Source organism: Methyloversatilis sp. XJ19-49, from assembly GCF_024580145.1.
Taxonomy (GTDB): domain Bacteria; phylum Pseudomonadota; class Gammaproteobacteria; order Burkholderiales; family Rhodocyclaceae; genus Methyloversatilis.
This window is the reverse complement of record NZ_JANINI010000001.1, coordinates 97,364-118,213: the sequence shown is the minus strand read 5'-3', so window position 1 is coordinate 118,213 and position 20,850 is coordinate 97,364. Positions and strand designations below refer to the sequence as shown.

The window sequence follows — 20,850 nt, the reverse complement described above, 5'->3', positions numbered from 1 at the left end:
CTGCGGGTCGAACAGGCGCTGCATACATAGATGTCGTAACGCGGCAACCCATCACTCGACCATCGTCCGGCACGCTACCATCGCCGGCCGCAGTTCTCCCTGACAAGGCTGTCATGCACAGGAACAACCGGCAATGAGCGACGCTCCCATTCTGCGGCGACCGGCGGGAATGGCGTCGATCCTTCAGTTGCACGACTTCGACGCCCTCATCGATACCCGTTCGCCAGCCGAGTTTGCGCTCGACCATGTGCCGGGCGCGATCAACTGCCCGGCACTCGACGACGCGCAGCGCGCCGAAATCGGCACGCTTTACAAGCAGGTGTCGCCCTTCGTCGCCAAGCGGCGCGGTGCGGCGCTGGTTGCCCTGAACATCGGCCGCCACCTGCAGGAAACCTTCCACGACAAGGGGCCGGACTGGCGTCCGCTGATCTATTGCTGGCGGGGCGGCAAGCGCAGCGGCGCCTTCGTCACCGTACTTCGCCAGGTCGGCTGGGACGCGCACCAGCTCGAAGGTGGCTACAAGCGCTACCGTCGCGATGTGCTCGACCGGCTCGCCGCAGCCCCCGCCCAGCTTGATTTCCGCGTGCTGAGCGGACCGACCGGCAGCGCCAAGAGCCGGGTGCTCGAAAGGCTGGCCGCACGTGGCGAACAGGTGCTCGATCTGGAGGCGCTGGCCGTGCACAAGGGTTCGGTACTGGGCAGACAGCCGGGCCAGCCGCAACCGCCGCAACGCTGGTTCGAATCTCAGCTGCATGCGGTGCTGGCGACCTTTGATCCGGCGCGTCCGGTGTTCACCGAAGCGGAAAGCCGGCGCATCGGCCGGGTTTCGCTGCCGAACGAGTTGATCGAGCGCATGAGGGCGGCGCCCTGCCTGCGCATCGATGCTTCGGTGGCCGCCCGTACGGACTTCCTGCTGCGCGACTACGACTACCTCACGAGCGATGCCGAGGCGCTGATTGCCGAGCTTGAACGGCTGACCGATCTGCGCGGACATGAAACGATAGACGCCTGGTCGGCGCTGGCGCGCGCCGGCGACTGGCGCACCCTCGTCGCGGCACTGCTGGAACAGCACTATGACCCGCTGTACCGACGATCACAGCAGTACAACTTTGCACGCCACCCCGATGCGCCCACCTTCGAGGCCGACAGGCTGGACGCAGCAGGTATAGATGCGTTGGCGGCACGGATCATCCTGCAAACCGCTCAGGGCACTCTCGACGACGTGTCGGCGCGCACCGCGCAGATGCGCTGAATCATCGCCGGCGCCGGCGCGCTCAGTTCGCCCTGTTCGAAGGCCAGAACGCGTCCCCAACTGCGCGCCCAGTCGAACAGTTCGTCCGGCCGCAGCAGGAAATCCGGGTTCGTCGGCTTGCCGAAGCGCTCGTTGCCCAGCATGAAGGTTTCGTAGATCAGCACGCCGCCCGGTCGCAGCAACGCGGCCAGCTCCGCCAGTCGCGGCCGGAACAGGTAGCGCGCCACCACCACCGCATCGAAGCTGTCTGCGACCCAGGGCCACGGCTCCTTTTCGAGATCGGTGCACAGAGTGCGCACGCCTTGCACATCGGCCAGTTCGGCCAGCGCTGCCGGATCACGATCGGCCGCCAGCACGCTGAATCCGTGGCCGGCGAGCCAACGGGCATTCCGCCCGGCGCCGCTGGCGAAATCGAGGATTTCCGAGCCCGGCGCACAGAGCGCAGAGAAACGGGTGACCCATTGCGATGGCGTCTGACCGGAAAAGTGGGAATGAGAGGGCATCGGCAGGCCTTTATTCGGGGATGCGAGCAGTCAGGGCGGCATTATCATCCGAGGCACTTCAAGGAAAACAATGTTTCGCACTGCCGATATGCCGGCCTCCCCCATGACCGCCCGCGGTTTCTTCCTGTGGCGGGCGCTGCCACTGGCCATTCTTGCCGGCGTTGTTGCGGCCAGCGTGTCCGTACCGATCGGCCTTGCCGTTTTCCTCATTGCCAGCGGCATCGGTGCGGCGGCTGCACGGCAGCTGACCCTTGCCGCCGAGCGCCTGGCCGTCCAGGACAACGAAAACCTGCGCCAGCAGGACTTTGCCGACCTCGCGGCAGACTGGCACTGGGAAACCGATTCCGGCATGAGGCTTCGCGTGTCGCAGACCCGTCCGGTGCTCGGCAATGCGCTGGACATCGTTGTGGTCAACGGCCTTCAGTTCTGGAAGATCGACGCGCTGTCCCCGGTGCACGGTGACTGGGAGGAGTGCCATCGCATGATCCAGGCGCGTCAGCCCATGCAACTGCATCTGGTGCTGCGGCTCCCTGACAGCAGCGTGCGCCACATCGATCTGCGCGGCAGACCGGTGACCGATGCGCAAGGCGAGTTCTGCGGCTATCGCGGCACCGGGCGCGACGAAAGTGCATTCGTGCAGTCCACGCGCGCGCTGCGTGAGCTGGAGACGCGCCACCGCGAAATGGTGAATCACCTGCGCGAAGTCATTTTCCGCATCGATGCCCGGGGCCGCTTCACTTACCTGAACCGCGCCTGGGAAGACCTGACCGGTCAGCCGGTTTCGCAGGCCATCGGCCAGCGTGTTCTGCGCTGGCTGTCGAAGGACGAAGCGCGCTATCTGCTGGCACGGCTGGAACCGCTGCTCGACGGTCGCCGCGATTCGATGCAGGTGGAGGTGCGCACCCACACTGCCGGTCAGCCGGCGCGCTGGCTCGAAATCGCGATCAGTGCCCGCTTCGACGGCAGCGGCGGCCTGGAGAGCCTGTCCGGAAGCATTGAGGACATCACGCAGCGCAAGCAGGCCGAATCGACGCTGTATGACATGAATGCCGAACTCGAACGGCGCGTGAAGCGTCGTACCGCTGAACTTGAAGCGTCGAATCGCGAACTGGAGGCCTTTTCCTACTCGGTGTCGCATGACCTGCGCAACCCGCTGCGCGCGATCGACGGCTTTTCGCAGATCATCATCGAGGACTACGGCGATCAGCTCGACAAGATGGCGCACAGCCATCTCGCACGCATACGGGCCGCGTCGCAGAAGCTGTCGACCCTGATCGACGACCTGATCGAACTGGGGCGGCTGACGCGGGCGCCGATCAGCCGGGTGGTGGTCGACCTGTCGGCGATTGCACGCACCATCGCGCGCGAGTTGCATGCGGAGGCGCCCGAACGCGAAGCCCGCGTGTCGATCGGCCTGCACCTGATGGCGCGCGTCGACCCGATGCTTGCGCGCGTCATGCTCGAACACCTGCTGCGCAATGCGTGGGCCTTCACTGCCGCCTGCGCACCGGCCGAGATCGAATTCGATGCCCGGCTGCGCAATCGCGAAGTCGTGTTCCACGTGCGCGACAACGGTGCCGGCTTCGACATGGCACACGTGTCACAGCTGTTCCGCCCCTTCAACCGACTGCACGATCAGGCCGACAACAGCGGCACCGGTATCGGACTGGCGACCGTGCAGCGTATCGTGCACCGTCATGGCGGTCGCATCTGGGCCGAAGGCGCACCCGGCAAAGGCGCAAGCTTCTACTTCACCTTGCCCGACCCGGCTGGCTGAGTTCGGTGTCAATGTGTTGATATTGCAGTTGCACATTTATTTATTTCGAGATTCAACCTTAGAAATACTGCTCAAGTAATTAATTTAATATATTTAATTTCAGCTTTATAAAGATTGTGGATTTCCACAGGCGGAACTTGTGTTGCGATGCAATATACTGAGGTCAAGGTGCCAGGCATCACCGCGTACGGCAGCAGCAAGGCTGGCAATCACCGCCGCCACCGCTGACGACATCGCCGCGCCAAGGGAGTCCCCATGCAGTACGAGCACTATCTGAAATCCATGTTCGAACCGCAGTCGGTCGCCATCGTCGGCGCCAGCGAGCGGCACGACTCGATCGGCGCGGTGCTGATCCGCAATATGCTCGACGCGCGCTACAGCGGCGCGCTGCATGCGATCAATCCAAAACATGATGCGGTTCTGGGTGTGCCCTGCATGGCGCGTCTCGATGACCTGCGCAAGCGGCCCGATCTGGCGGTGATCTGCACGCCGGCGGCCACGGTGCCCGGACTGATCGAGGAATGCGGCCGCGCCGGTATCAAGTCGGCGATCGTCATCAGCGCCGGCTTCGCCGAAAGCGGTCCGGCAGGTGCCGAACTGGAGCGGCGCACCCGTATCGCGGCCAAGCGCGGTGGCGTGCGCATCATCGGCCCCAACTGCCTCGGCCTGATGCGACCGGCGATCGGCCTGAATGCCACCTTTGCGCACGCCGCCGGCATCTCCGGCAGCATCGGTCTCATTTCTCAGTCCGGCGCCATCTGCACGGCCCTGCTCGACTGGGCGCAGACGAATGGTGTCGGCTTCTCGACCGTGGTGTCGCTGGGTGCATCGATCGATGTCGATTTCGGGGAAATCCTCGACTACATGATTGCCGACCCGCGTACCGAAAGCATCTTCATGTACATCGAGGGCATTCGCGATGCCCGCCGCTTCATGAGTGCGCTACGCGCCGCCGCTCGGGTCAAGCCGGTGCTGGCGATCAAGGTCGGACGTCATCCGGCGGGCAACAGGGCGGTGGCGTCGCACACCGGCGCCATGGTGGGCTCGGACGATGTGTTTGACGCGGCGCTGTGCCGTGCCGGCGTGGTGCGCCTGGCGAACATGGGTCAGATGTTCTCGGCGGCCAACGCGCTGTTTACTGGCTTCAAGCCTTCGGGCAAGCGGCTCGCCGTGGTGACCAACGGCGGCGGGCCGGGCGTCATGGCGGCCGACCGCGCCGCCGATCTGGGCATCGAACTGGCCGCGCTGTCGCCGGAAACGATGGCTGCGCTGAATGGTGCGCTGCCGCCGACCTGGTCGCATGCCAATCCGATCGACCTGATCGGCGATGCCGATGCGGCACGTTACGGCGCCGCACTCAAGGCTGTGCTGGCGGATCCGGGTGTCGACGGCGTGCTGACGCTGCTGACACCGCAAGCCATGACGCAGCCGACTGCCGTGGCTGAAACCGTCATCGCCATCGCCGCCACCGCGCACAAGCCGCTGATGACCTGCTGGATGGGGGGCGAACAGGTACGCGCCGCGCGTGCGCTGTTCGAGGCGGCGCATTTGCCGACCTTCCGCTCGCCTGAGCCGGCGGTCGAGCTGTTCCATCATATTTCGTCCTATTACCAGAACCAGCAGCTGTTGCGCCATGCACCCGCCTCGCTGGCGCAGGACCTCGATCCGCCGTCGGTCGAATCGGCCCGTCTGGTGATCGAGACGGCGCTGTCGGAGCGGCGCACCGTGCTGACCGAAATGGAATCGAAGGCGCTGCTGGCCGCTTTCCGTATTCCGATCGCACAGACCGTGGTCGCGCGCAGCGCGACCGAAGCCATGGTGTACGCTGAAGAAATGGGCCTGCCGGTCGCCATGAAGATCGATTCGCCCGACATCACGCACAAGAGCGATGTCGGCGGCGTGCGGCTGCATGTCGACAACCTGCGCGCAGTTCGTGACTGCTGGCAGGAACTGATGGCGGAAGTCGGCCGGCGCAAGCCCGATGCCCGGCTGACCGGCGTATCGATCGAACCCATGGTGACCAAGCCCAATGCACGCGAGCTTTTCGTCGGCGTGGTGCACGACGATGTGTTCGGGCCGGTCATCAGCTTCGGCCATGGCGGCACCCGCATCGAGGTGCTGCGCGACCGCGCGGTCACGCTGCCGCCGATCAATGTCGAACTGGCGCGCGATGCCATCCAGCGTACCCGCGTATCGGCCATGCTGGGCCAGTTCCGCGGCATGCCGGCGATCGACATGGACGCGCTCGAGCGGGTGCTGATCCGCGTGTCCGAAATGGTGTGCGAGCTGCCCTGGATACGCGAGATGGACATCAACCCGCTGCTTGTCGACGAGCGCGGCTGCGTGGCGGTGGATGCGCGCATCATTCTTGCCGACGTGTTGCCGACCGCGACGCCCTACTCGCACATGGCGATCCACCCGTATCCGGCGCGACTGGAACACGTGGTGAATCTGCCCAATGGCGCACGCGCCATCATCCGCCCGATCCGGCCGGAAGATTCCGACCGCGAAGCCGACTTTGTGCGCGCCCTGTCGCCGGAAACACGCTATCTTAGATTCATGAGCACGATCAAGGAGTTGCCGGGCCCTTTGCTGGCCCGCCTGACGCAGATTGACTACGACCGCGAAATGGCGCTGGTGGCCATTACCGGTGATGGCGACAGCGAAGAGCAGATCGGCGTCTGTCGCTATGTCGTCAATCCGGATGGTGAATCGTGCGAATTCGCCATTGTGATTGCGGATGCGTGGCAGCGTCAGGGACTCGCCCGCACGATGATGGGTTTGCTGATCGAAGCCGCGCGCGAACGCGGGCTCAAGGTGATGGAAGGCGTGTTTCTCGCCAACAATGAACGCATGCTGCGCTTCGTGCAGAGCCTGGGTTTCCACATCAACCGCGACCCGGAAGACAGTTCGCTGTTCAACGGCGAACTGGAACTGCGTCCGTAGTGAGCGCACTGTCTGCCCGCTGCAGCTGGTGCGGACAGGACCCGCTGTACGTCGCCTATCACGACACCGAATGGGGCGTGCCGGTGCGCGATGAGGCGGCGCTGTTCGAACGGCTCATTCTCGAAGGTGCGCAGGCCGGTCTGGCGTGGATCACGATACTACGCAAGCGCGAAGCCTATCGGCGCGCCTTCGAGGGTTTCGACGCCGCACGCATCGCGCGCTACGGTGACGAAGATCGTGCGCGACTGATGGCCGACGCCGGCATTGTGCGCAATCGGCTGAAGATCGACGCCACCATCGGCAATGCGCGCGCGCTGCTGGCGCTGCACGAGCGCGGCGAAACACTCGCCGGACTGCTGTGGGAGCTCGTGGACGGACAACCGCTGATCAACCACTGGCGCCGCCCGGCCGATTGCCCGGCGACGACGGACCTGTCGGACCAGCTGTCGAAGCGGCTTGCCCAGCGCGGCTTCCGCTTCGTCGGCAGCACCATCGTCTATGCCTGGATGCAGTCGGTTGGCGTCGTGAATGACCATATTGTCGACTGCTTCCGTCACCGCGAACTGGTGCGTCCGCTGGCCTGACGCGCACGAACCGCGCGGCGGACGGATAGTCTGTGCACCGTCTGCCAGCCACCCACCCCTGATGTCCGATCCGGAAATACCGTCCGACGAACCCACGCGTGCCGACGTCCGGCGCATTGTCGCGTCGTCTTCGCTCGGCCGGCAGCTGCGCGCCGCGCGGGCGAAGCAGCAGCGCGAGCAGGCGGCCGGGCAGACAGGCGAGCGCGTGCCGCCCCGGCCGGCCCGACGTGCCCGGCGTGCCGGTGGTTCGCTGCCCGACTTCGCCGCGTTGCAGCTGCGCATCGAAGGGCTTTACGCCGAGCGGGGTTGGCGTGTGTTCGAGTTCCAGCGCGCGGTGTGGGCATATCTGCAGCAGGGCCGCAGCGGCCTGCTGCACGCCGGCACCGGATCGGGCAAGACCCTGGCGGTGTGGCTCGGGGCGCTGCTGCGGGCCGCGGCCCAGCCCGCCCCGGGGCTGCGTGTGCTGTGGATCACCCCTATGCGCGCACTCGCTGCGGACACCGCGCTGACGCTGGGCGAGTCGGCGCGCGCGCTCGGTCTGGACTGGGATGTCGGCCTGCGCACCGGCGACACCGGTTCGGCCGAGCGCGCCCGCCAGGCACGCGCGTGGCCGCAGGCGCTGGTCACCACGCCGGAAAGCCTCACGCTGATGCTGTCGCACGACACCGCGCGCGATCAGCTGGGCGGGCTGTGTGCCGTAGTGGTCGATGAGTGGCATGAACTGATCGCCAACAAGCGCGGCGTGCAGACGCAACTCGCGCTGGCCCGGCTGCGGCAGTGGAATCCTGCGCTGCCGGTATGGGGCCTATCCGCCACATTGGGTAATCCGGACCATGCGATGCAGGTGCTGTGCGGTCCGGGGGGCGCACGGGTCGCCGGCGAAGTCGACCGGCCGGTCAAGCTGGACAGCCTGATTCCGGCGCGCACCGAACGCTTTCCGTGGGCCGGCCATCTGGGTGTGAAGCTGCTTGACGCCGTGCTGACCGAACTGGACGCCAGTCCGTCGACCTTGCTGTTCACCAACACGCGGTCGCAAGCCGAGCTGTGGTACCAGGCGTTGCTGGCGGCGCGCCCGGACTGGGCCGGACTGATCGCGCTGCACCACGGCTCGCTGTCGCGAGAGGTGCGCGAGTGGGTCGAAGCCGGGCTGAAGAACGGCACGCTGCGCGCCGTGGTATGCACCTCCAGCCTGGACCTGGGCGTGGACTTCCTGCCGGTGGAGCGCGTGCTGCAGCTGGGCTCGCCGAAGGGTGTGGCGCGACTGATGCAGCGCGCCGGCCGCTCGGGCCACGCACCCGGCCGCATACCGCACGCCACCTGCGTGCCCGGCCATGGCCTGGAACTGATCGATTCGGCCGCCGCGCGCCGCGCAGTCGCAGCCGGGCGCATCGAACCGCGCCACAGCCCGGAGGCACCGGTGGACGTGCTGGTGCAGCACCTGGTGACGCTGGCGCTGGCCGGCGGTTTCGATGCTGACGCGCTGAAGGCGGAAATCCGGACCACTCATGCCTACCGCGCGCTGGACGACGGCACCTGGGACTGGGCGATGGATTTCGTCAGCCGCGGCGGCGCGTCGCTGTCTGCCTATCCGGATTACCGCAAGGTCGAACGCGATGCTGGCGGTCGTCACTGCGTGCCGCGCACGGACATCGCCCGCCGCCACCGCATGCAGATCGGCACCATCACCGCCGATTCGGCTGTCGATGTGCGCTGGGCGAGGGGTGGAAAGAGCAATGGAAAGAGCGGCGGTCAGAGCGCCCCCGCGTCCGGCGCTGCGGCATTGGCCGGTGGCCGGCTCGGTCAGGTCGAGGAATCCTTCATCGGCCGTCTGAAGCCGGGCGACTGTTTCCTGTTCGCCGGCCGGGTGCTCGAACTGGTCGCGGTGCGTGACATGCAGGCGCTGGTGCGCGCCGGCAACGCGGCGCGCGGCACGGTGCCGCGCTGGGCTGGCGGACGCATGCCGCTGTCCAGCGAACTGGCGCAGGAAATCCGTACGCTGATCGCACTCGCCGCGCAAGGCGACTACCCGGAGCCGGAAATGCAGGCGCTGCGCCCGCTGCTCGACGTGCAGCGCGGCTGGTCGGCGCTGCCGCGCGAAGACGAACTGCTGATCGAAGTCATGCAGTCGCGCGAAGGGCATCACGCCTTTTTCTTCCCGTTCGCCGGCCGGCCGGTGCATGCCGGGCTGGCCGCATTGCTCGCCGGGCGCATTTCGCGCAGCCGGCCGATCACCTTTTCGCTGTCGTTCAACGACTACGGCTTCGAGCTGCTGTCGGCCTCTCCGGTTGACTGGGCGCAGGAATTCTCGGCCGGTCTGCTGTCCGGCAACGCGCTGGATGCCGACATCGAACATTGCCTGAACGCCGCCCAGCTCGCGCGCCGCCGCTTTCGCGAAGTCGCCCGGGTGGCCGGCCTGACCTTCCAGGGCTATCCGGGACAGGGCAAGACCGCACGCCAGCTGCAGGTCAGCAGCGAATTGCTGTTCGACGTGTTTTCGCGCCACGACCCGGACAACCTGCTTCTGCACCAGGCAAAGCTGGAAGCCCTGCAGGACGAACTGGATGCCGACCGCATCGCCGGCACGCTGGCTGCGATGCGCGCCGCCCGCCACTGCATCACCCGCCCGCCGTCGATGACGCCCTTCGCGTTTCCGCTTCTGGTGGCGCGGCTCCGCGAGCGGCTGTCGAGCGAACAGCTGTCCGAGCGGGTGGCACGCATGGTGGCGCTGCTGGAAAAAGCGGCCGGGCCCTGAAGTCATGCTGCAGATCGACCTTGCCGGCGAATCGCTGACGCTGCTCGCCGAACGTGCGCTGTGGTGGCCGGCGCAATCCACCCTGCTGATCGCCGATGCGCATTTCGGCAAGGGTCTGACCTTCCGCGCGCGCGGCGTGGCCGTGCCTTCGGGTACCAGCGACGACACGATGGACCGGCTGGCGGCACTGCTCGCCCGCACGGGGGCGGCCCGCGTCGTGTTTCTCGGCGACCTGCTGCACGCCCGCGAAGCACGCCAGCCGGCGTTGATGACGTCGCTGGCCGGGCTGCGCACACCGGGCGTCGAGTGGGTGTTGGTGCGCGGCAACCACGACATGCACGCAGGGGTGCCGACCGAACTGGGGCTGACCGTGGTCGACGAGCCCATGCTGATGGCGCCGTTCGCGCTGTGCCATCACCCGGATGCGCGACCGGGCCATTACGTGCTGGCCGGCCACATCCATCCGGCGTTGCGCGTCGAGGCGGGAGGCGACCGGCTGCGCCTCCCTTGCTTCGCCTTCGGCCCGGATGTCGGCCTGCTGCCGGCCTTCGGCAGCTTCACCGGACACATGACGCTGGAACCCGAGGCCGGCATGCGCTGCTTCGTCGCTGCCGCCGACCGCGTGCTGGAAGTGCCGCATGCCTCGGCACGCCGGCGCGGCAAGGCCTAAAATGCAGCGCTTGCATGATCCGTCGCGCGGCGACACCCGTTTTCCGGAATCCGAATGCCAATCAGCCCGAACGCCCTGAACACCGCTTCGCTGCCTGCGCTCTACAGCGCAGAGGCGCTGCGGCGCATCGAGCGGCACTATGCACCGCGCAGCTCGCCGCGCCTGATGGAGCGTGCCGGCGCGACCGGGGCGGCCAAGGCGATGGAAATCATGGGTGGCCGGCACGGCCGCGTGCTCGTGATGTGCGGGCCGGGCAACAACGGCGGCGATGGCTTCGTCATCGCCCGTCAGCTGCGTCAGACCGGCTTCGACGTGATCGTGGCCTACATCGGCGACGAGCATGCGCAAGCCACCGACGCAGTATCGGCCTGGGCGTCCTGGCGTGCCATTGGCGGTGTCACCCTGCCGCGTCTGCCGCAGGGCGAGTACTCGCTGGTGGTCGATGCGCTGTACGGCATCGGCCTGACCCGACCGGTCGAAGGCGAGCACGCGGCCTGGATCGATGCGGTCAATGACATGACCTGCCCGGTGCTGGCCATCGACGTGCCGAGCGGATTGAACGCCGACACCGGCCGCGTGCTGGGTCGCGCCATCCGTGCGTCGCACACGGCGACGATGATCGCGCTGAAACCCGGCCTGCTGACGCTGGACGGGCCTGACCACTGCGGCGAGCTGTCGCTGCACGATCTGGGACTTGACTGCGCGCTGGTCGCGCGGCCGTCCGGCTGGCAGGTCGGCCGAGCGCTGTTCGACCACCTGCTGCGCCCGCGCGCACGCAACAGTCACAAGGGCACCAACGGCAATGCGGTGCTGATCGGCGGCGCGCGCGGCATGGCCGGTGCCGCGCTGCTGGCCGGGCGCGCCGCCTTGAAGGTGGGGGCCGGCCGTGTCTATGTCGGCATGCTCGACCACGCCGCCCTGCCGCTCGATCCCGAACAGCCCGAGTTGATGATCCGCTCGCCGGGTGAAATCCTGACCGGCGACCTGGCGACCTGCGTCGCCATCGGCCCGGGTCTGGGTCAGAGCCCGGCGGCGCTTGAACTGATGCGCGAGGCGATTACCACCACCGCCACGCTGGTGCTCGACGCCGACGCGCTGAATCTGTTGTCGCAACATCCGGATCTGGCACAGGCGGTGCACGACCGCAGCGCGCCGACACTGCTCACGCCACACCCCACCGAAGCGGCGCGTCTGCTCGGCAGCACGACGCCGCAGGTGCAGGAAGACCGCATCGCCTCGGCCTGCGCCATCGCGCGCCGCTACCACGCCGCGACCGTGCTAAAGGGCTGCGGCAGCGTGATCGCATTGGCCGACGGACGCTGGTTCATCAACACCACCGGCAATCCGGGCATGGCGTCGGCCGGCATGGGCGATGTGCTGACCGGGCTGATCGCCGGTCTGCTGGCGCAGGGCTGGCCGGCCGATCTGGCGCTGATCGGCGGCGTGCATCTGCACGGGCTGGCCGGCGACCGGCTGGTCGCGCTGGGCAAGGGACCGAATGGCCTGACCGCCGGCGAAGTGATCGAATCGGCGCGCGCTGCCTTCAATGCGCTGATCGCCGGCACCGATCTGCAGGAAGTCAGCCATATCCCGCTCTGACCGCTCGCAGCCGCTGATCGGCGTGATGCTGATGCTGGCGGCCCTGTTCTGCTTCGCCGTGCTGGACACGACCGGTAAATACCTGTCGCAGCGTTATCCGGTCGGCGTATTGGTGTGGGCGCGCTATCTCGTACCGGCCATCGTGCTGGGCGCCGTGCTTTACCCGCGCATGGGACGCACCCTCGTGGTCACCGCTCGCTGGCGGCTGCAGATCGTGCGTGCCGCGCTGCTGGCCGGTGTGTCCTTCCTGATCATGGGCGGCCTGCGCACGATTCCGATGGCCGAAGGCACGTCGCTGTTCTTCATCACGCCGCTCATCGTCACGCTGCTGGCCGGTCCGGTGCTGGGCGAGCGGGTGACCGGGGCGCACTGGTTGCTCGCGCTGTTCGGCTTTTCCGGCGTGTTGCTGATCGCCCGCCCGGACGGCGACCTGCCCCTGGTGCCGGTGCTGATGCTGCTGGCCGGCTCGCTGCTGTACGCGCTGTACCAGCTGGCGACGCGCACGCTGGCGCCGACCGAGCGACCTTTGACCACCCTGTTCTACACCGCGCTGATCGGCGCCGGGGTCTCCTCCGTTGCGCTGCCGGCGGCTGCAGACAGTGACATCCCGAGCTGGCAGGACACCCTGCTCGTGCTGTCGCTGGGCGTGTCCGGCATGGCCGGTCACTTCCTGCTGATCCGCGCGATGGCCTTCGCGCCGGCGTCGACGCTGAGCCCACTCATCTATGTACAACTGGTCTGGGCGACGCTGATGGGCTGGCTGGTGTTCGGTGACCTGCCCGGCGCCAGTGCCATTGGTGGTGCAGTCATCATCGTGGCCAGCGGATTGCTGAGTGCCTGGCTGGCGCACCGACGCTGAGCGTGTCCGGTGTGACTGCCGCCGCATGGCGCGCACGGGCGCGATGCTAGAATCCGCCGCTTCGATCTACCGGTCACTGCCATGCGGGAAAATGAACAGCTGTCCATCGAAATCCAGCGCAATGTGTCGCAGGCGCTTGCCGAGGATGTCGGCACCGGCGACCTGACGGCGCGCCTGATTCCGCCCGGGCGTGCTGCACAGGGCCTGGTGACGGCGCGCGAGGAAGCGGTGCTGTGCGGTCGCGACTGGTTCGAAGCCTGCCTGCGCGCGCTTGATCCGAAAGCGACGGTCGCCTGGCATGTACCGGAAGGCGAATGGGTGGCGCCGGACCAGAAGCTGTGCGAAATCCTGTCGGAAACGCGAGCGCTGCTGACCGCCGAACGTGCTGCACTGAATTTCGTGCAGCTGCTGTCGGCCACCGCCACGATGACACGGCGCTTCGTCGATGCGATTTCAGGTACGTCGGCGCGCATCGTCGATACGCGCAAGACACTGCCCGGGCTCCGACTTGCGCAGAAGTACGCAGTACGCATCGGCGGCGGGCTGAACCACCGCATGGGTCTGTATGACGGCATCCTGATCAAGGAAAACCACATCATGGCGGCTGGCGGTATCCGCCCGGTGCTGGCGCGGGCGCGCGGCATTGCACCGTCGAACGCCTTCATCCAGATCGAGGTGGAGACGCTGGCGCAGCTGCGCGAGGCGCTGGACGCCGGAGCCACCATGGTGCTGCTGGACAACATGAGCATCGACCAGATGCGCGAGGCGGTGGCGATCAATGACGACCGGGCAGAACTCGAAGCGTCCGGTGGCGTGGATCTGGACCGGGTGCGCGCCATTGCGGAAACCGGTGTGGACCGCATTTCGATCGGCGTGCTGACCAAGAACGTACGCGCGATCGACCTTTCTCTTCGTCATGTCGAACGCTGAGCGTCCGGCATACTCGACCGATACCTGCGGAGACCCGGGCTGATGTGGTTCATCCTGTATTACATCGTTGCGATCACTGTTCTCATCCTGCATTTCACCGGTTTTCTCGCCCGCAACAACATCGAATGGCTGGTGTTCGTGCTGGCCGTGACCGTATTCCCTGCGGTGCTCTACCTCTAGAAAGCAGATCAGCCGGCGCCCTTCCGGCCTGACTGCCCCTGCAGTGGCTGCCCGGTCGGTAGCTGCTTCTCCTCCTTGACTTCTGTCTGACACTCACCGGTGCGGCCACGCACGGGTATCGGCTGCCGTCGCTCTGAATATAGAATTCTAAATCGGGGTGAGAAGCATTTGCATTTCGGTTACTATTCGTGCGCAAATTACCCGGGTCATCCAAGGTAACAATCCCCGCAAGGAGCACGCATGAAGCAGCGATCGAACGACATCACATCCGCCCGAAACAGCGCAGATCGGGAAAAAACCCGGGCGGCAGTCGATCTGCGGGGCCGTACCGTGCTGCCGCTGGGCGCGGCGCTGATGGCGGGAGGCTTCAGTTTTGCTGCGCAGGCCGCCGAGGCGACGCCGAAAGGCAAAGTGCTGCCGGAAGTGAGCGTCGAAGCTCAGGCGCCCCCGCCCTACAAGGCCGAGCTACTGTCGTCGCCTAAGCGACCGCAGGCGATTCAGGACATTCCGCAGACGGTGCAGGTGTTGACCGAAGAGATGCTGGAGATCCAGGGCACGAAAACCCTGCGCGATGCGCTGCGCAACGTGACCGGCATCAGCTTCCAGGCCGGCGAAGGCAATCCGCCGTCCGGCGACCAGTTGAAGATCCGCGGCTTCTCGGCGCGCGACGACATCCTGGTCGATGGTGTGCGCGACGCGGGCGTGTTCTTCCGCGATCCGTTCAACGTCGAAACCATCGAAGTGACCAAGGGCCCGGCATCGGCTTTTGCCGGTCGCGGCTCGTCCGGCGGCACGATCAATCAGGTGTCGAAGGCGCCATCGCTGAAGCAGAAACGCGAAATCGAGGCCGGCATCGGCACCGACAGCCTGTATCGAGTCTCCGCCGACATCAATCAGCCGCTCGAAAGCATCCGCGGTGCTTTCCGGCTGAACCTGATGTCGCACCAGAACGACCAACCCGGTCGTGACGAGGTCGAGAACAAGCGCTTCGGCATCGCACCGTCGATCGCCTTCGGCCTGGGTACGCCCACCCGTTTCACGCTCAGCTACATGTACATGCGGCAGGACAACCGGCCGGACGCGGGCCTGCCGAATGCGCGCAACGCCAGCCTGCAAAATTCAGGGTTCGGCGGCAAGGTGGCGCCGGTCAACTACTCGAATTACTACGGTCACAGCACCGACTACCAGGACCTGGAAACCCATCAGGCCACGTTCAGGTTCGAACATGACTTCAACGACAAGGTCAGTGTCCGCAACCAGCTGCGCTACGGCCACACGAGCAATGATTCGATCTTCTCGTCGCCGCGCTTTTCTCCCGGCGGCCTGACCACCTTCAACGCGAATACGCGGGTGGTCGGCAACCAGAAGCCGCGTGATCAGGACAACGAACTGCTGATCAACCAGACCGACCTGACGTTCAAGCTCATGACCGGGGCCATTCGTCACCACCTCGTGACCGGTCTGGAACTGTCGCGCGAAGACAGTGAGAACAAGCGCCGCCTCGATGCCAACGGCCCGGCGACCAATCTGCTGGATCCGCAGTTGCGTGCCGCCGCGCCGATTGCTTACAACGGCACACGCGCCCGGCTCGATCTGGAAACCACGGCGCTCTATGTGTCGGACATCATCACGCTGACGCCGCAATGGGACATCAACGCCGGTCTGCGCTGGGACCGGGTGAAGACGACGGTGCGGGCGCTGAACGACGGCCGCGTGCCGGGCTACAGCCAGGACCTGTCGCGCACCGATACCGAGGTGTCGGGCAATGTCGGCCTCATCTTCCGGCCCGTCCCGACGCTGAGCCTGTACGCCGGCTACGGCAGTTCCTTCGATCCGTCAGGCCGCGCCGAAATCGTGCAGCTGGCCGGCGGCAACAACAATCTTCCGGTCACCGTGGCCGACTTCAACCTGAAGCCGGAGCGCACCCGAAGCTATGAAGTCGGTGCCAGGTGGAATGCGCTGGGCGAATCGCTGTTGATCCATGGCGCCCTGTTCCGCACCGAACGGTTCAACGGCCGCACGCGCGGTCCGGCAGACATTGCGACGGTGCTCAATGGCGTACAGGAAGTGCAGGGCATCGAACTGTCGGCCACCGGCCGCGTGACGTCGCGGCTGAACCTGTTTGCCGGCTACACTTTCCAGGACAGCGAAGTGAAGAAGTCGAACGACGCGGTGCAGCTCGGACAGGAACTTGACAACACGCCACGCCACACCTTCAATGCGTGGGCCACCTACCAGCTGACCAATGAACTGAGCGTCGGTGGCGGCGTGCAGTATGTCGATACCCGGAACAACATCATCGCCAGCAGTGCCAGCACCGACCTTGTGGTCGTGGTTGACGACTACTGGCTGTTCGATGCAGTCGCGCTCTATCAGGTCAGCAAGGACCTCAAGCTCAGGCTCAATGTGTACAACCTGATGGATGAGAAATACCTGTTCGAAGTGGCCGGAGGCCAGAGCATCCCGGGTGCCGGTCGCGCCGCTGTGCTGTCGGCCATCCACTCGTTCTGATCCCGATTCCTGCTGAACTGCCCTGCCCATGTTGCTGACGATAGAAGATCTGCTGTCGAATGATGAAGTCGCCCTGGTGTGCGCGCTGCTCGATCGTGCCGAGTGGTCGAGCGGTGCGGCCACCGCGGGTACGCAGGCCGTCACCGTCAAGAACAACTGGCAGATCGCCGACGATGCGCCTCTGCTGCCTGAGTTGCGGCGCATCGTTCTGGCGGCACTGAACCGCTCGCCGATGTTTTTCACCGCAGTGCTGCCGCACCGCATCGTGCCGCCCTGCTTCAACCGCTACGCCGACGACGCCGACCGCTATGGTGCGCACATCGACAATTCGATGCGCGCACTGCCCGATGGCAGCGGCTATGTGCGCGCCGACGTGTCGGCCACATTGTTCCTGTCCGATCCGGCCGATTACGACGGTGGCGAACTGGTGATCGAAGACACCTACGGCCGTCACGAAGTGAAGCTGCCGGCCGGCAGTCTGGTCATCTATCCGTCTTCGTCGGTGCATCAGGTGCGGCCGGTGACGCGCGGTGAGCGCATCGGCTGCTTCATGTTCATCCAGAGTCTGGTGCGGGACGCCGAACAGCGACGCCTGCTGTTCGATCTCGACATGGAATTGCTGGCGCTGCGCCAGCAGCTGGGTGAAACGCCATCCATGGTCAGATTGACCGGTGTCTATCACAACCTGCTGCGCCGCTGGGGTGACACCTGAACGTGACCATCCCTGCGCCGCGTTCGATCGCCGATTATCGCGAGCTGGCGCGCACACGCCTGCACCCTGACCTCTGGCACTACCTCGACGACGGCCGCGAAACGCCGTGCGGGCGCGCCAACCGCGCAGCGTTCGACGCTGCGCCGCTGACGCCGCGCCCGCTGACCGATGTACGCGGCGGTCATACCCGCATCGAACTGTTCGGCGAACGGCTCGCTCACCCGATGCTGCTCGCCCCGCTCGCCTATCAGCGCCTGTATCACCCGGACGGCGAACAGGCGAGTGCCATGGCAGCGAATGCGCAGGACGGGCAGATGATCATCAGCTCGCTGGCCAGTCAGCCATTCGACGCCATCGCGCGTGCCGCAGAGCGCGCGCCGTGGTTCCAGCTTTACTGGCAAGGCAGCCGCGAAGCGACACGCCGGCTGCTCGATCGCGCCATCGCTGCCGGCGTCCGCGCTGTGGTGTTCACGGTCGATGCGCCTGTGAAGCAGACCGCGCTGGCGCTGCCGGCGCAGGTCGGTGCGGTCAATCTCGATGCACCTGCGCGCCCGGTCGCAATCGCCGACGGCCAGAGCCAGGTGTTCGACGGCTGGATGGCGCAGGCACCGACCTGGGACGATCTGGACTGGCTGCGCGACCTCACGCCGCTGCCCCTGCTGCTCAAGGGCGTGCTGCACCCGGACGACGCGGTGCAAGCGGTGCGTCGGGGCTGTGACGGCGTTGTCGTGTCCAACCACGGCGGACGCGTGCTGCCCGGGGCACCGGCAAGCCTGGCGGCGCTGCCGGCCGTCGTGAGCGCCGTCGGGCCCGGCGTACCGGTGCTGCTCGACAGCGGCATCGACAGTGGCATCGACGTGCATCGCGCACTGGCGGAGGGCGCGCATGCGGTACTCATCGGGCGACCTTGCATCTGGGGGCTTGCCGGCAACGGTGCGTTCGGTGTTGCGCACGTCATTCGGTTGTTGCGCGACGAACTGGAACAGAGCATGGCGCTGTGCGGCCATGCCGGCGTGGCGGCCATCCGCCCCGGCAGACCCTAGCGCAGGAAAGTCCGGCTGATTTCGCGGAATTCGTCCGAGCCCGCCGCACCGAGCCATTCGAATGCCACCATTTCACGCGACACCACGATCACGCCGTGCTGACGCATCCGGTCGATGGCCACCATGCGATTGGACGGGTCGCGTGACGCGATGCAATCGGCGGCGACAAACACCTGCTTGCCGCTGGACTGCAGGTCCAGCGCACTCTGCAGCACGCAGATATGCGCTTCGATGCCGCAGATCACGACCTGCGGCCGCTGCAGCCCTGTCATCGTATCCAGACAGCCATCGGTGACGCATGAAAAGCGCATCTTGGGCGCGATGGACTGAACCGGTACGAGGTCACGCAGCGCCTGCACCGTCGCGCCCAGACCTTTCGGATTCTGCTCGCAGATCGAAACCGGAACCGACAGACGTTGCGCGATGCGCACCATCCAGACGACATTGTCAAGCAGGCGTCCTGCGTCATCCATCGCGGGCAACAGGCGCTCCTGCATATCGATCAGCAGCAGCGACGATCCGTGGCGGTCAATCAGCATCGAACACTCCGTCCATCCTTGTTGCGTATGAGCTTAACAGCCGTTGATGACATCCGGCATCGCCCGGCTCAGAGCAGCAGCATGGACGCCACCGACAGCTCGTCCAGCCGGGCCAGTTCTTCGGTGGTCTGCCAGGCACGGTACTCGATCACGCCGAACGCGACCGCAGCCAACAGGGAACACAGCACCAGGCCGGTCATCCAGCCACGCAGCACGCGCGGGCGGCGATCCGGCGCACCGGCCCGCAGCCGTTGCTGCAGGTCCGGCGACGGCTGCGGTTCAGGCAATTCGCGCAGCGCACTGCGCAGCGCATCGTCGGCGAACGGGCCCGATGCGGCATCCGGTTTGACACCAGACAGTGGTTCAGTCATGTGCATCCCCTCCTGACAGCAGGGTCTTGAGCCGGGCCCGGGCCCGGAACAACAGTTGGTGGACTGCATTTTCGGCCAGCCCCAGTTCGTGTGCAATGGCCGCGATGTCGCATTCTTCCCACGCCCACATCATCAGCGCGCTGCGCTGGCGCGCCGGCAACCGTTCGAGGGCCTCGTGCAGTCGCGCGCTGCGCACGCCCGCCAGCCAGTGCTGCTCCGGTGTGGCTGCCGGATCAACCAGATCGTCGAGCACCGATGGGTCAGCGCGTTCCACCTCGCGGCGGAAGCGGTCCATGCACAGATTGCGCACGATGGTCAGGAACCAGGTCGTCACCGATGCGCGGGGCTCGAAGCGTGGCGCGTGCTGCCAAAGACGACAGAACGCTTCCTGCACGACATCCTCCGCGTCCGCCCTGTTGCCAGTCAGCCGCCACGCAAGTGCGTGGGCCCGTGGCAGCAGGCGTCGCACCAGTTCGTCGGAGGCGGCCCGCATCCCCGCATGCGCCTGCTGCAGCAACGCAGCGTCACTGCGCCAGGCGCGCGGCAGCAGCCCATCCAGTGCCGGCAGGCCGAATTCAGCAGCCACGGATGTCTGCAGCCACAGGTCTAGCGTCCGATCTCGCGCTGCCAGCGGCGACGCTCTTCAGGTGTCATGCGGTCGAGCAGTTCGCGCCGCTCGCGCAGCAGGGCCTTGCGTTCTTCCGCCGACAGGGAGCGGATGTAATCCCGCCGCTCGGCACGCAGGCGATCCCGGTCTGCATCACTCATGGCTTTCCAGTCTTCGCGCAGCCGGTCAGCGATTTCGCGCCTCTGCTCCGGCGGAATCGCCGACAGGCGTTCGCGCAGACGTTCGCGAAACTGCCGGCGCTCGTCCGGCGTGGCGGCGCGCAGTTTCTCGCGCAAGGCGCCGGCACGCGCATCGCGTTCGGCGGCCGGCAGGGTGCTCCACGCCTGCGGGTCGGGTACTTCGGGCAACGCAGCCTGCGCGCCGCCCGACCGGAGCCCGAACGCGAGCATGCACGCGACCAGGAGCAGGATCGGGATCGGGCGGTACGGCTGGCACATGGCGTAATCGGAGGAAAGTGCGAACACGTCGGTTCCAGGCTTCACGGTCACCGCCATTGAACGCGCGGGACGCCGGATTCTTACGCGACATCCGGGGCCGCCGCAAACCCTTACATCCGCTTACATGCGGGCGACGTAAGAAGTGGCGGGCGCGCAGCGTTCAAGCGATGCAGGCGTTGCATTCGCACGCCGTTGATTTTCCGGAGACCACCATGAAAGCCCTGCCGCTCGCCGCCCTGCTCGCCCTTGCCTTCAGCACCGCGGCACACGCTCAGCCCGCGCCGTCCGACCGCATGGAAACCCGCATTGACAACCGGCAGGACAGACAGGAAACGCGGACCGACCGCGGCATCGCGAACGGGACGGTCACCGCGCACGAAGCCGCCCGGCTGGAACATCAGCAGGCGCATATCGATCGCGTGGAGAACCGGGCACTGGCCGATGGCGCGATCGATCGCAAGGAAGCGGTCAGGATGGAACGCATGCAGGATCGCGCCAATGCCAGCATCCGGCATCAGAAGCATGACCCTCAGATGCGTCGCTGACGGTCGGCCGCC

The 20,850-nt window shown here is 66.3% G+C and carries 19 protein-coding genes; 14 read left to right on the top strand and 5 right to left on the bottom strand.

Going from position 1 to position 20,850, the window contains the following annotated elements; all coding sequences use genetic code 11:
• Nucleotides 1–133: 133 nt before the first annotated feature.
• Nucleotides 134–1,252 (top strand): tRNA 2-selenouridine(34) synthase MnmH, encoded by a 1,119-nt coding sequence (mnmH, locus tag NMQ16_RS00525; RefSeq protein ID WP_257078505.1) that lies wholly within the window; start codon nucleotides 134–136, stop codon nucleotides 1,250–1,252.
• Here mnmH and NMQ16_RS00520 read toward each other — a convergent pair.
• Nucleotides 1,204–1,755, bottom strand: a complete 552-nt coding sequence (locus NMQ16_RS00520; protein ID WP_257078504.1) for a bifunctional 2-polyprenyl-6-hydroxyphenol methylase/3-demethylubiquinol 3-O-methyltransferase UbiG — start codon at nucleotides 1,753–1,755, stop codon at nucleotides 1,204–1,206. The genes mnmH and NMQ16_RS00520 overlap by 49 nt on opposite strands.
• Before the next feature lie 103 nt (nucleotides 1,756–1,858).
• Here NMQ16_RS00520 and NMQ16_RS00515 point away from each other — a divergent pair, with 103 nt between their 5' ends.
• The 12 genes from NMQ16_RS00515 (at nucleotide 1,859) to NMQ16_RS00460 (ending at nucleotide 18,318) form a co-directional block, all read left to right on the top strand.
• Nucleotides 1,859–3,532, top strand: coding sequence for an ATP-binding protein (locus tag NMQ16_RS00515; protein WP_257078503.1), 1,674 nt, complete (start codon nucleotides 1,859–1,861; stop codon nucleotides 3,530–3,532).
• A gap of 255 nt (nucleotides 3,533–3,787) precedes the next feature.
• Entirely contained in the window at nucleotides 3,788–6,478 is a 2,691-nt protein-coding gene (locus NMQ16_RS00510; protein ID WP_257078502.1) for a bifunctional acetate--CoA ligase family protein/GNAT family N-acetyltransferase, read from the top strand.
• The gene (locus NMQ16_RS00505; protein WP_257078501.1) at nucleotides 6,478–7,062 is read left to right on the top strand and encodes a DNA-3-methyladenine glycosylase I; all 585 of its coding nucleotides are present in this window, start codon (nucleotides 6,478–6,480) and stop codon (nucleotides 7,060–7,062) included. Before NMQ16_RS00510 ends, NMQ16_RS00505 begins: the two co-directional genes overlap by 1 nt.
• Nucleotides 7,063–7,123: 61 nt before the next feature.
• The gene (locus NMQ16_RS00500) at nucleotides 7,124–9,814 is read left to right on the top strand and encodes a ligase-associated DNA damage response DEXH box helicase (protein ID WP_257078500.1); all 2,691 of its coding nucleotides are present in this window, start codon (nucleotides 7,124–7,126) and stop codon (nucleotides 9,812–9,814) included.
• A 4-nt stretch (nucleotides 9,815–9,818) separates the two neighbouring features.
• On the top strand, nucleotides 9,819–10,484 hold the full coding sequence (gene pdeM / locus NMQ16_RS00495; protein ID WP_257078499.1) for a ligase-associated DNA damage response endonuclease PdeM: 666 nt from the start codon (nucleotides 9,819–9,821) through the stop codon (nucleotides 10,482–10,484).
• 54 nt (nucleotides 10,485–10,538) lie between these two features.
• A complete protein-coding gene (locus tag NMQ16_RS00490; protein WP_257078498.1) occupies nucleotides 10,539–12,083 on the top strand; it encodes an NAD(P)H-hydrate dehydratase in 1,545 nt (514 codons plus the stop codon).
• A 25-nt stretch (nucleotides 12,084–12,108) separates the two neighbouring features.
• The gene (locus NMQ16_RS00485) at nucleotides 12,109–12,942 is read left to right on the top strand and encodes a DMT family transporter (RefSeq protein ID WP_257078497.1); all 834 of its coding nucleotides are present in this window, start codon (nucleotides 12,109–12,111) and stop codon (nucleotides 12,940–12,942) included.
• Nucleotides 12,943–13,023: 81 nt separating this feature from the next.
• Nucleotides 13,024–13,872 (top strand): carboxylating nicotinate-nucleotide diphosphorylase, encoded by an 849-nt coding sequence (gene nadC, locus NMQ16_RS00480; RefSeq protein ID WP_257078496.1) that lies wholly within the window; start codon nucleotides 13,024–13,026, stop codon nucleotides 13,870–13,872.
• Between the two features lie 42 nt (nucleotides 13,873–13,914).
• Nucleotides 13,915–14,052, top strand: a complete 138-nt coding sequence (locus tag NMQ16_RS00475) for a hypothetical protein (RefSeq protein ID WP_190295037.1) — start codon at nucleotides 13,915–13,917, stop codon at nucleotides 14,050–14,052.
• Between the two features lie 240 nt (nucleotides 14,053–14,292).
• On the top strand, nucleotides 14,293–16,563 hold the full coding sequence (locus NMQ16_RS00470) for a TonB-dependent siderophore receptor (protein ID WP_257078495.1): 2,271 nt from the start codon (nucleotides 14,293–14,295) through the stop codon (nucleotides 16,561–16,563).
• A gap of 28 nt (nucleotides 16,564–16,591) precedes the next feature.
• Nucleotides 16,592–17,275 carry a Fe2+-dependent dioxygenase gene (locus NMQ16_RS00465; RefSeq protein ID WP_257078494.1) on the top strand — a complete coding sequence of 228 codons (684 nt, stop codon included), beginning with the start codon at nucleotides 16,592–16,594 and terminating at the stop codon, nucleotides 17,273–17,275.
• Nucleotides 17,276–17,277: 2 nt separating this feature from the next.
• Nucleotides 17,278–18,318 carry an alpha-hydroxy acid oxidase gene (locus tag NMQ16_RS00460; RefSeq protein ID WP_257078493.1) on the top strand — a complete coding sequence of 347 codons (1,041 nt, stop codon included), beginning with the start codon at nucleotides 17,278–17,280 and terminating at the stop codon, nucleotides 18,316–18,318.
• Here the strand turns inward: NMQ16_RS00460 and NMQ16_RS00455 are convergent.
• The 4 genes from NMQ16_RS00455 to NMQ16_RS00440 all read right to left on the bottom strand — a co-directional run bounded on the left by NMQ16_RS00455 (nucleotide 18,315) and on the right by NMQ16_RS00440 (nucleotide 20,320).
• Nucleotides 18,315–18,857, bottom strand: coding sequence for a hydrolase (locus tag NMQ16_RS00455; protein ID WP_257078492.1), 543 nt, complete (start codon nucleotides 18,855–18,857; stop codon nucleotides 18,315–18,317). The two genes, NMQ16_RS00460 and NMQ16_RS00455, sit on opposite strands and share 4 nt — an antisense overlap.
• A 68-nt stretch (nucleotides 18,858–18,925) precedes the next feature.
• On the bottom strand, nucleotides 18,926–19,228 hold the full coding sequence (locus NMQ16_RS00450) for a hypothetical protein (protein ID WP_257078491.1): 303 nt from the start codon (nucleotides 19,226–19,228) through the stop codon (nucleotides 18,926–18,928).
• Nucleotides 19,221–19,814 (bottom strand): sigma-70 family RNA polymerase sigma factor, encoded by a 594-nt coding sequence (locus NMQ16_RS00445; protein ID WP_257078490.1) that lies wholly within the window; start codon nucleotides 19,812–19,814, stop codon nucleotides 19,221–19,223. The genes NMQ16_RS00450 and NMQ16_RS00445 overlap by 8 nt, the downstream gene beginning before the upstream one ends.
• Nucleotides 19,815–19,834: 20 nt before the next feature.
• Entirely contained in the window at nucleotides 19,835–20,320 is a 486-nt protein-coding gene (locus NMQ16_RS00440; protein WP_257078489.1) for a DUF3106 domain-containing protein, read from the bottom strand.
• 29 nt (nucleotides 20,321–20,349) lie between these two features.
• On the opposite strand from NMQ16_RS00440, the gene NMQ16_RS00435 reads away from it, so the two are divergent.
• Nucleotides 20,350–20,838 (top strand): hypothetical protein, encoded by a 489-nt coding sequence (locus NMQ16_RS00435; protein ID WP_257078488.1) that lies wholly within the window; start codon nucleotides 20,350–20,352, stop codon nucleotides 20,836–20,838.
• Nucleotides 20,839–20,850 lie beyond the last annotated feature (12 nt).

Coding starts and splice junctions, on each gene's coding strand:
- NMQ16_RS00500 (WP_257078500.1), top strand. CDS start 7,124: ATGTCCGATCCGGAAATACCGTCCGACGAACCCACGCGTGCCGACGTC.
- NMQ16_RS00485 (WP_257078497.1), top strand. CDS start 12,109: ATGCTGATGCTGGCGGCCCTGTTCTGCTTCGCCGTGCTGGACACGACC.
- pdeM (WP_257078499.1), top strand. CDS start 9,819: ATGCTGCAGATCGACCTTGCCGGCGAATCGCTGACGCTGCTCGCCGAA.
- NMQ16_RS00465 (WP_257078494.1), top strand. CDS start 16,592: ATGTTGCTGACGATAGAAGATCTGCTGTCGAATGATGAAGTCGCCCTG.
- NMQ16_RS00470 (WP_257078495.1), top strand. CDS start 14,293: ATGAAGCAGCGATCGAACGACATCACATCCGCCCGAAACAGCGCAGAT.
- NMQ16_RS00455 (WP_257078492.1), bottom strand. CDS start 18,857: ATGCTGATTGACCGCCACGGATCGTCGCTGCTGCTGATCGATATGCAG.
- mnmH (WP_257078505.1), top strand. CDS start 134: ATGAGCGACGCTCCCATTCTGCGGCGACCGGCGGGAATGGCGTCGATC.
- NMQ16_RS00520 (WP_257078504.1), bottom strand. CDS start 1,755: ATGCCCTCTCATTCCCACTTTTCCGGTCAGACGCCATCGCAATGGGTC.
- nadC (WP_257078496.1), top strand. CDS start 13,024: ATGCGGGAAAATGAACAGCTGTCCATCGAAATCCAGCGCAATGTGTCG.
- NMQ16_RS00490 (WP_257078498.1), top strand. CDS start 10,539: ATGCCAATCAGCCCGAACGCCCTGAACACCGCTTCGCTGCCTGCGCTC.
- NMQ16_RS00515 (WP_257078503.1), top strand. CDS start 1,859: ATGACCGCCCGCGGTTTCTTCCTGTGGCGGGCGCTGCCACTGGCCATT.
- NMQ16_RS00450 (WP_257078491.1), bottom strand. CDS start 19,228: ATGACTGAACCACTGTCTGGTGTCAAACCGGATGCCGCATCGGGCCCG.
- NMQ16_RS00510 (WP_257078502.1), top strand. CDS start 3,788: ATGCAGTACGAGCACTATCTGAAATCCATGTTCGAACCGCAGTCGGTC.
- NMQ16_RS00475 (WP_190295037.1), top strand. CDS start 13,915: ATGTGGTTCATCCTGTATTACATCGTTGCGATCACTGTTCTCATCCTG.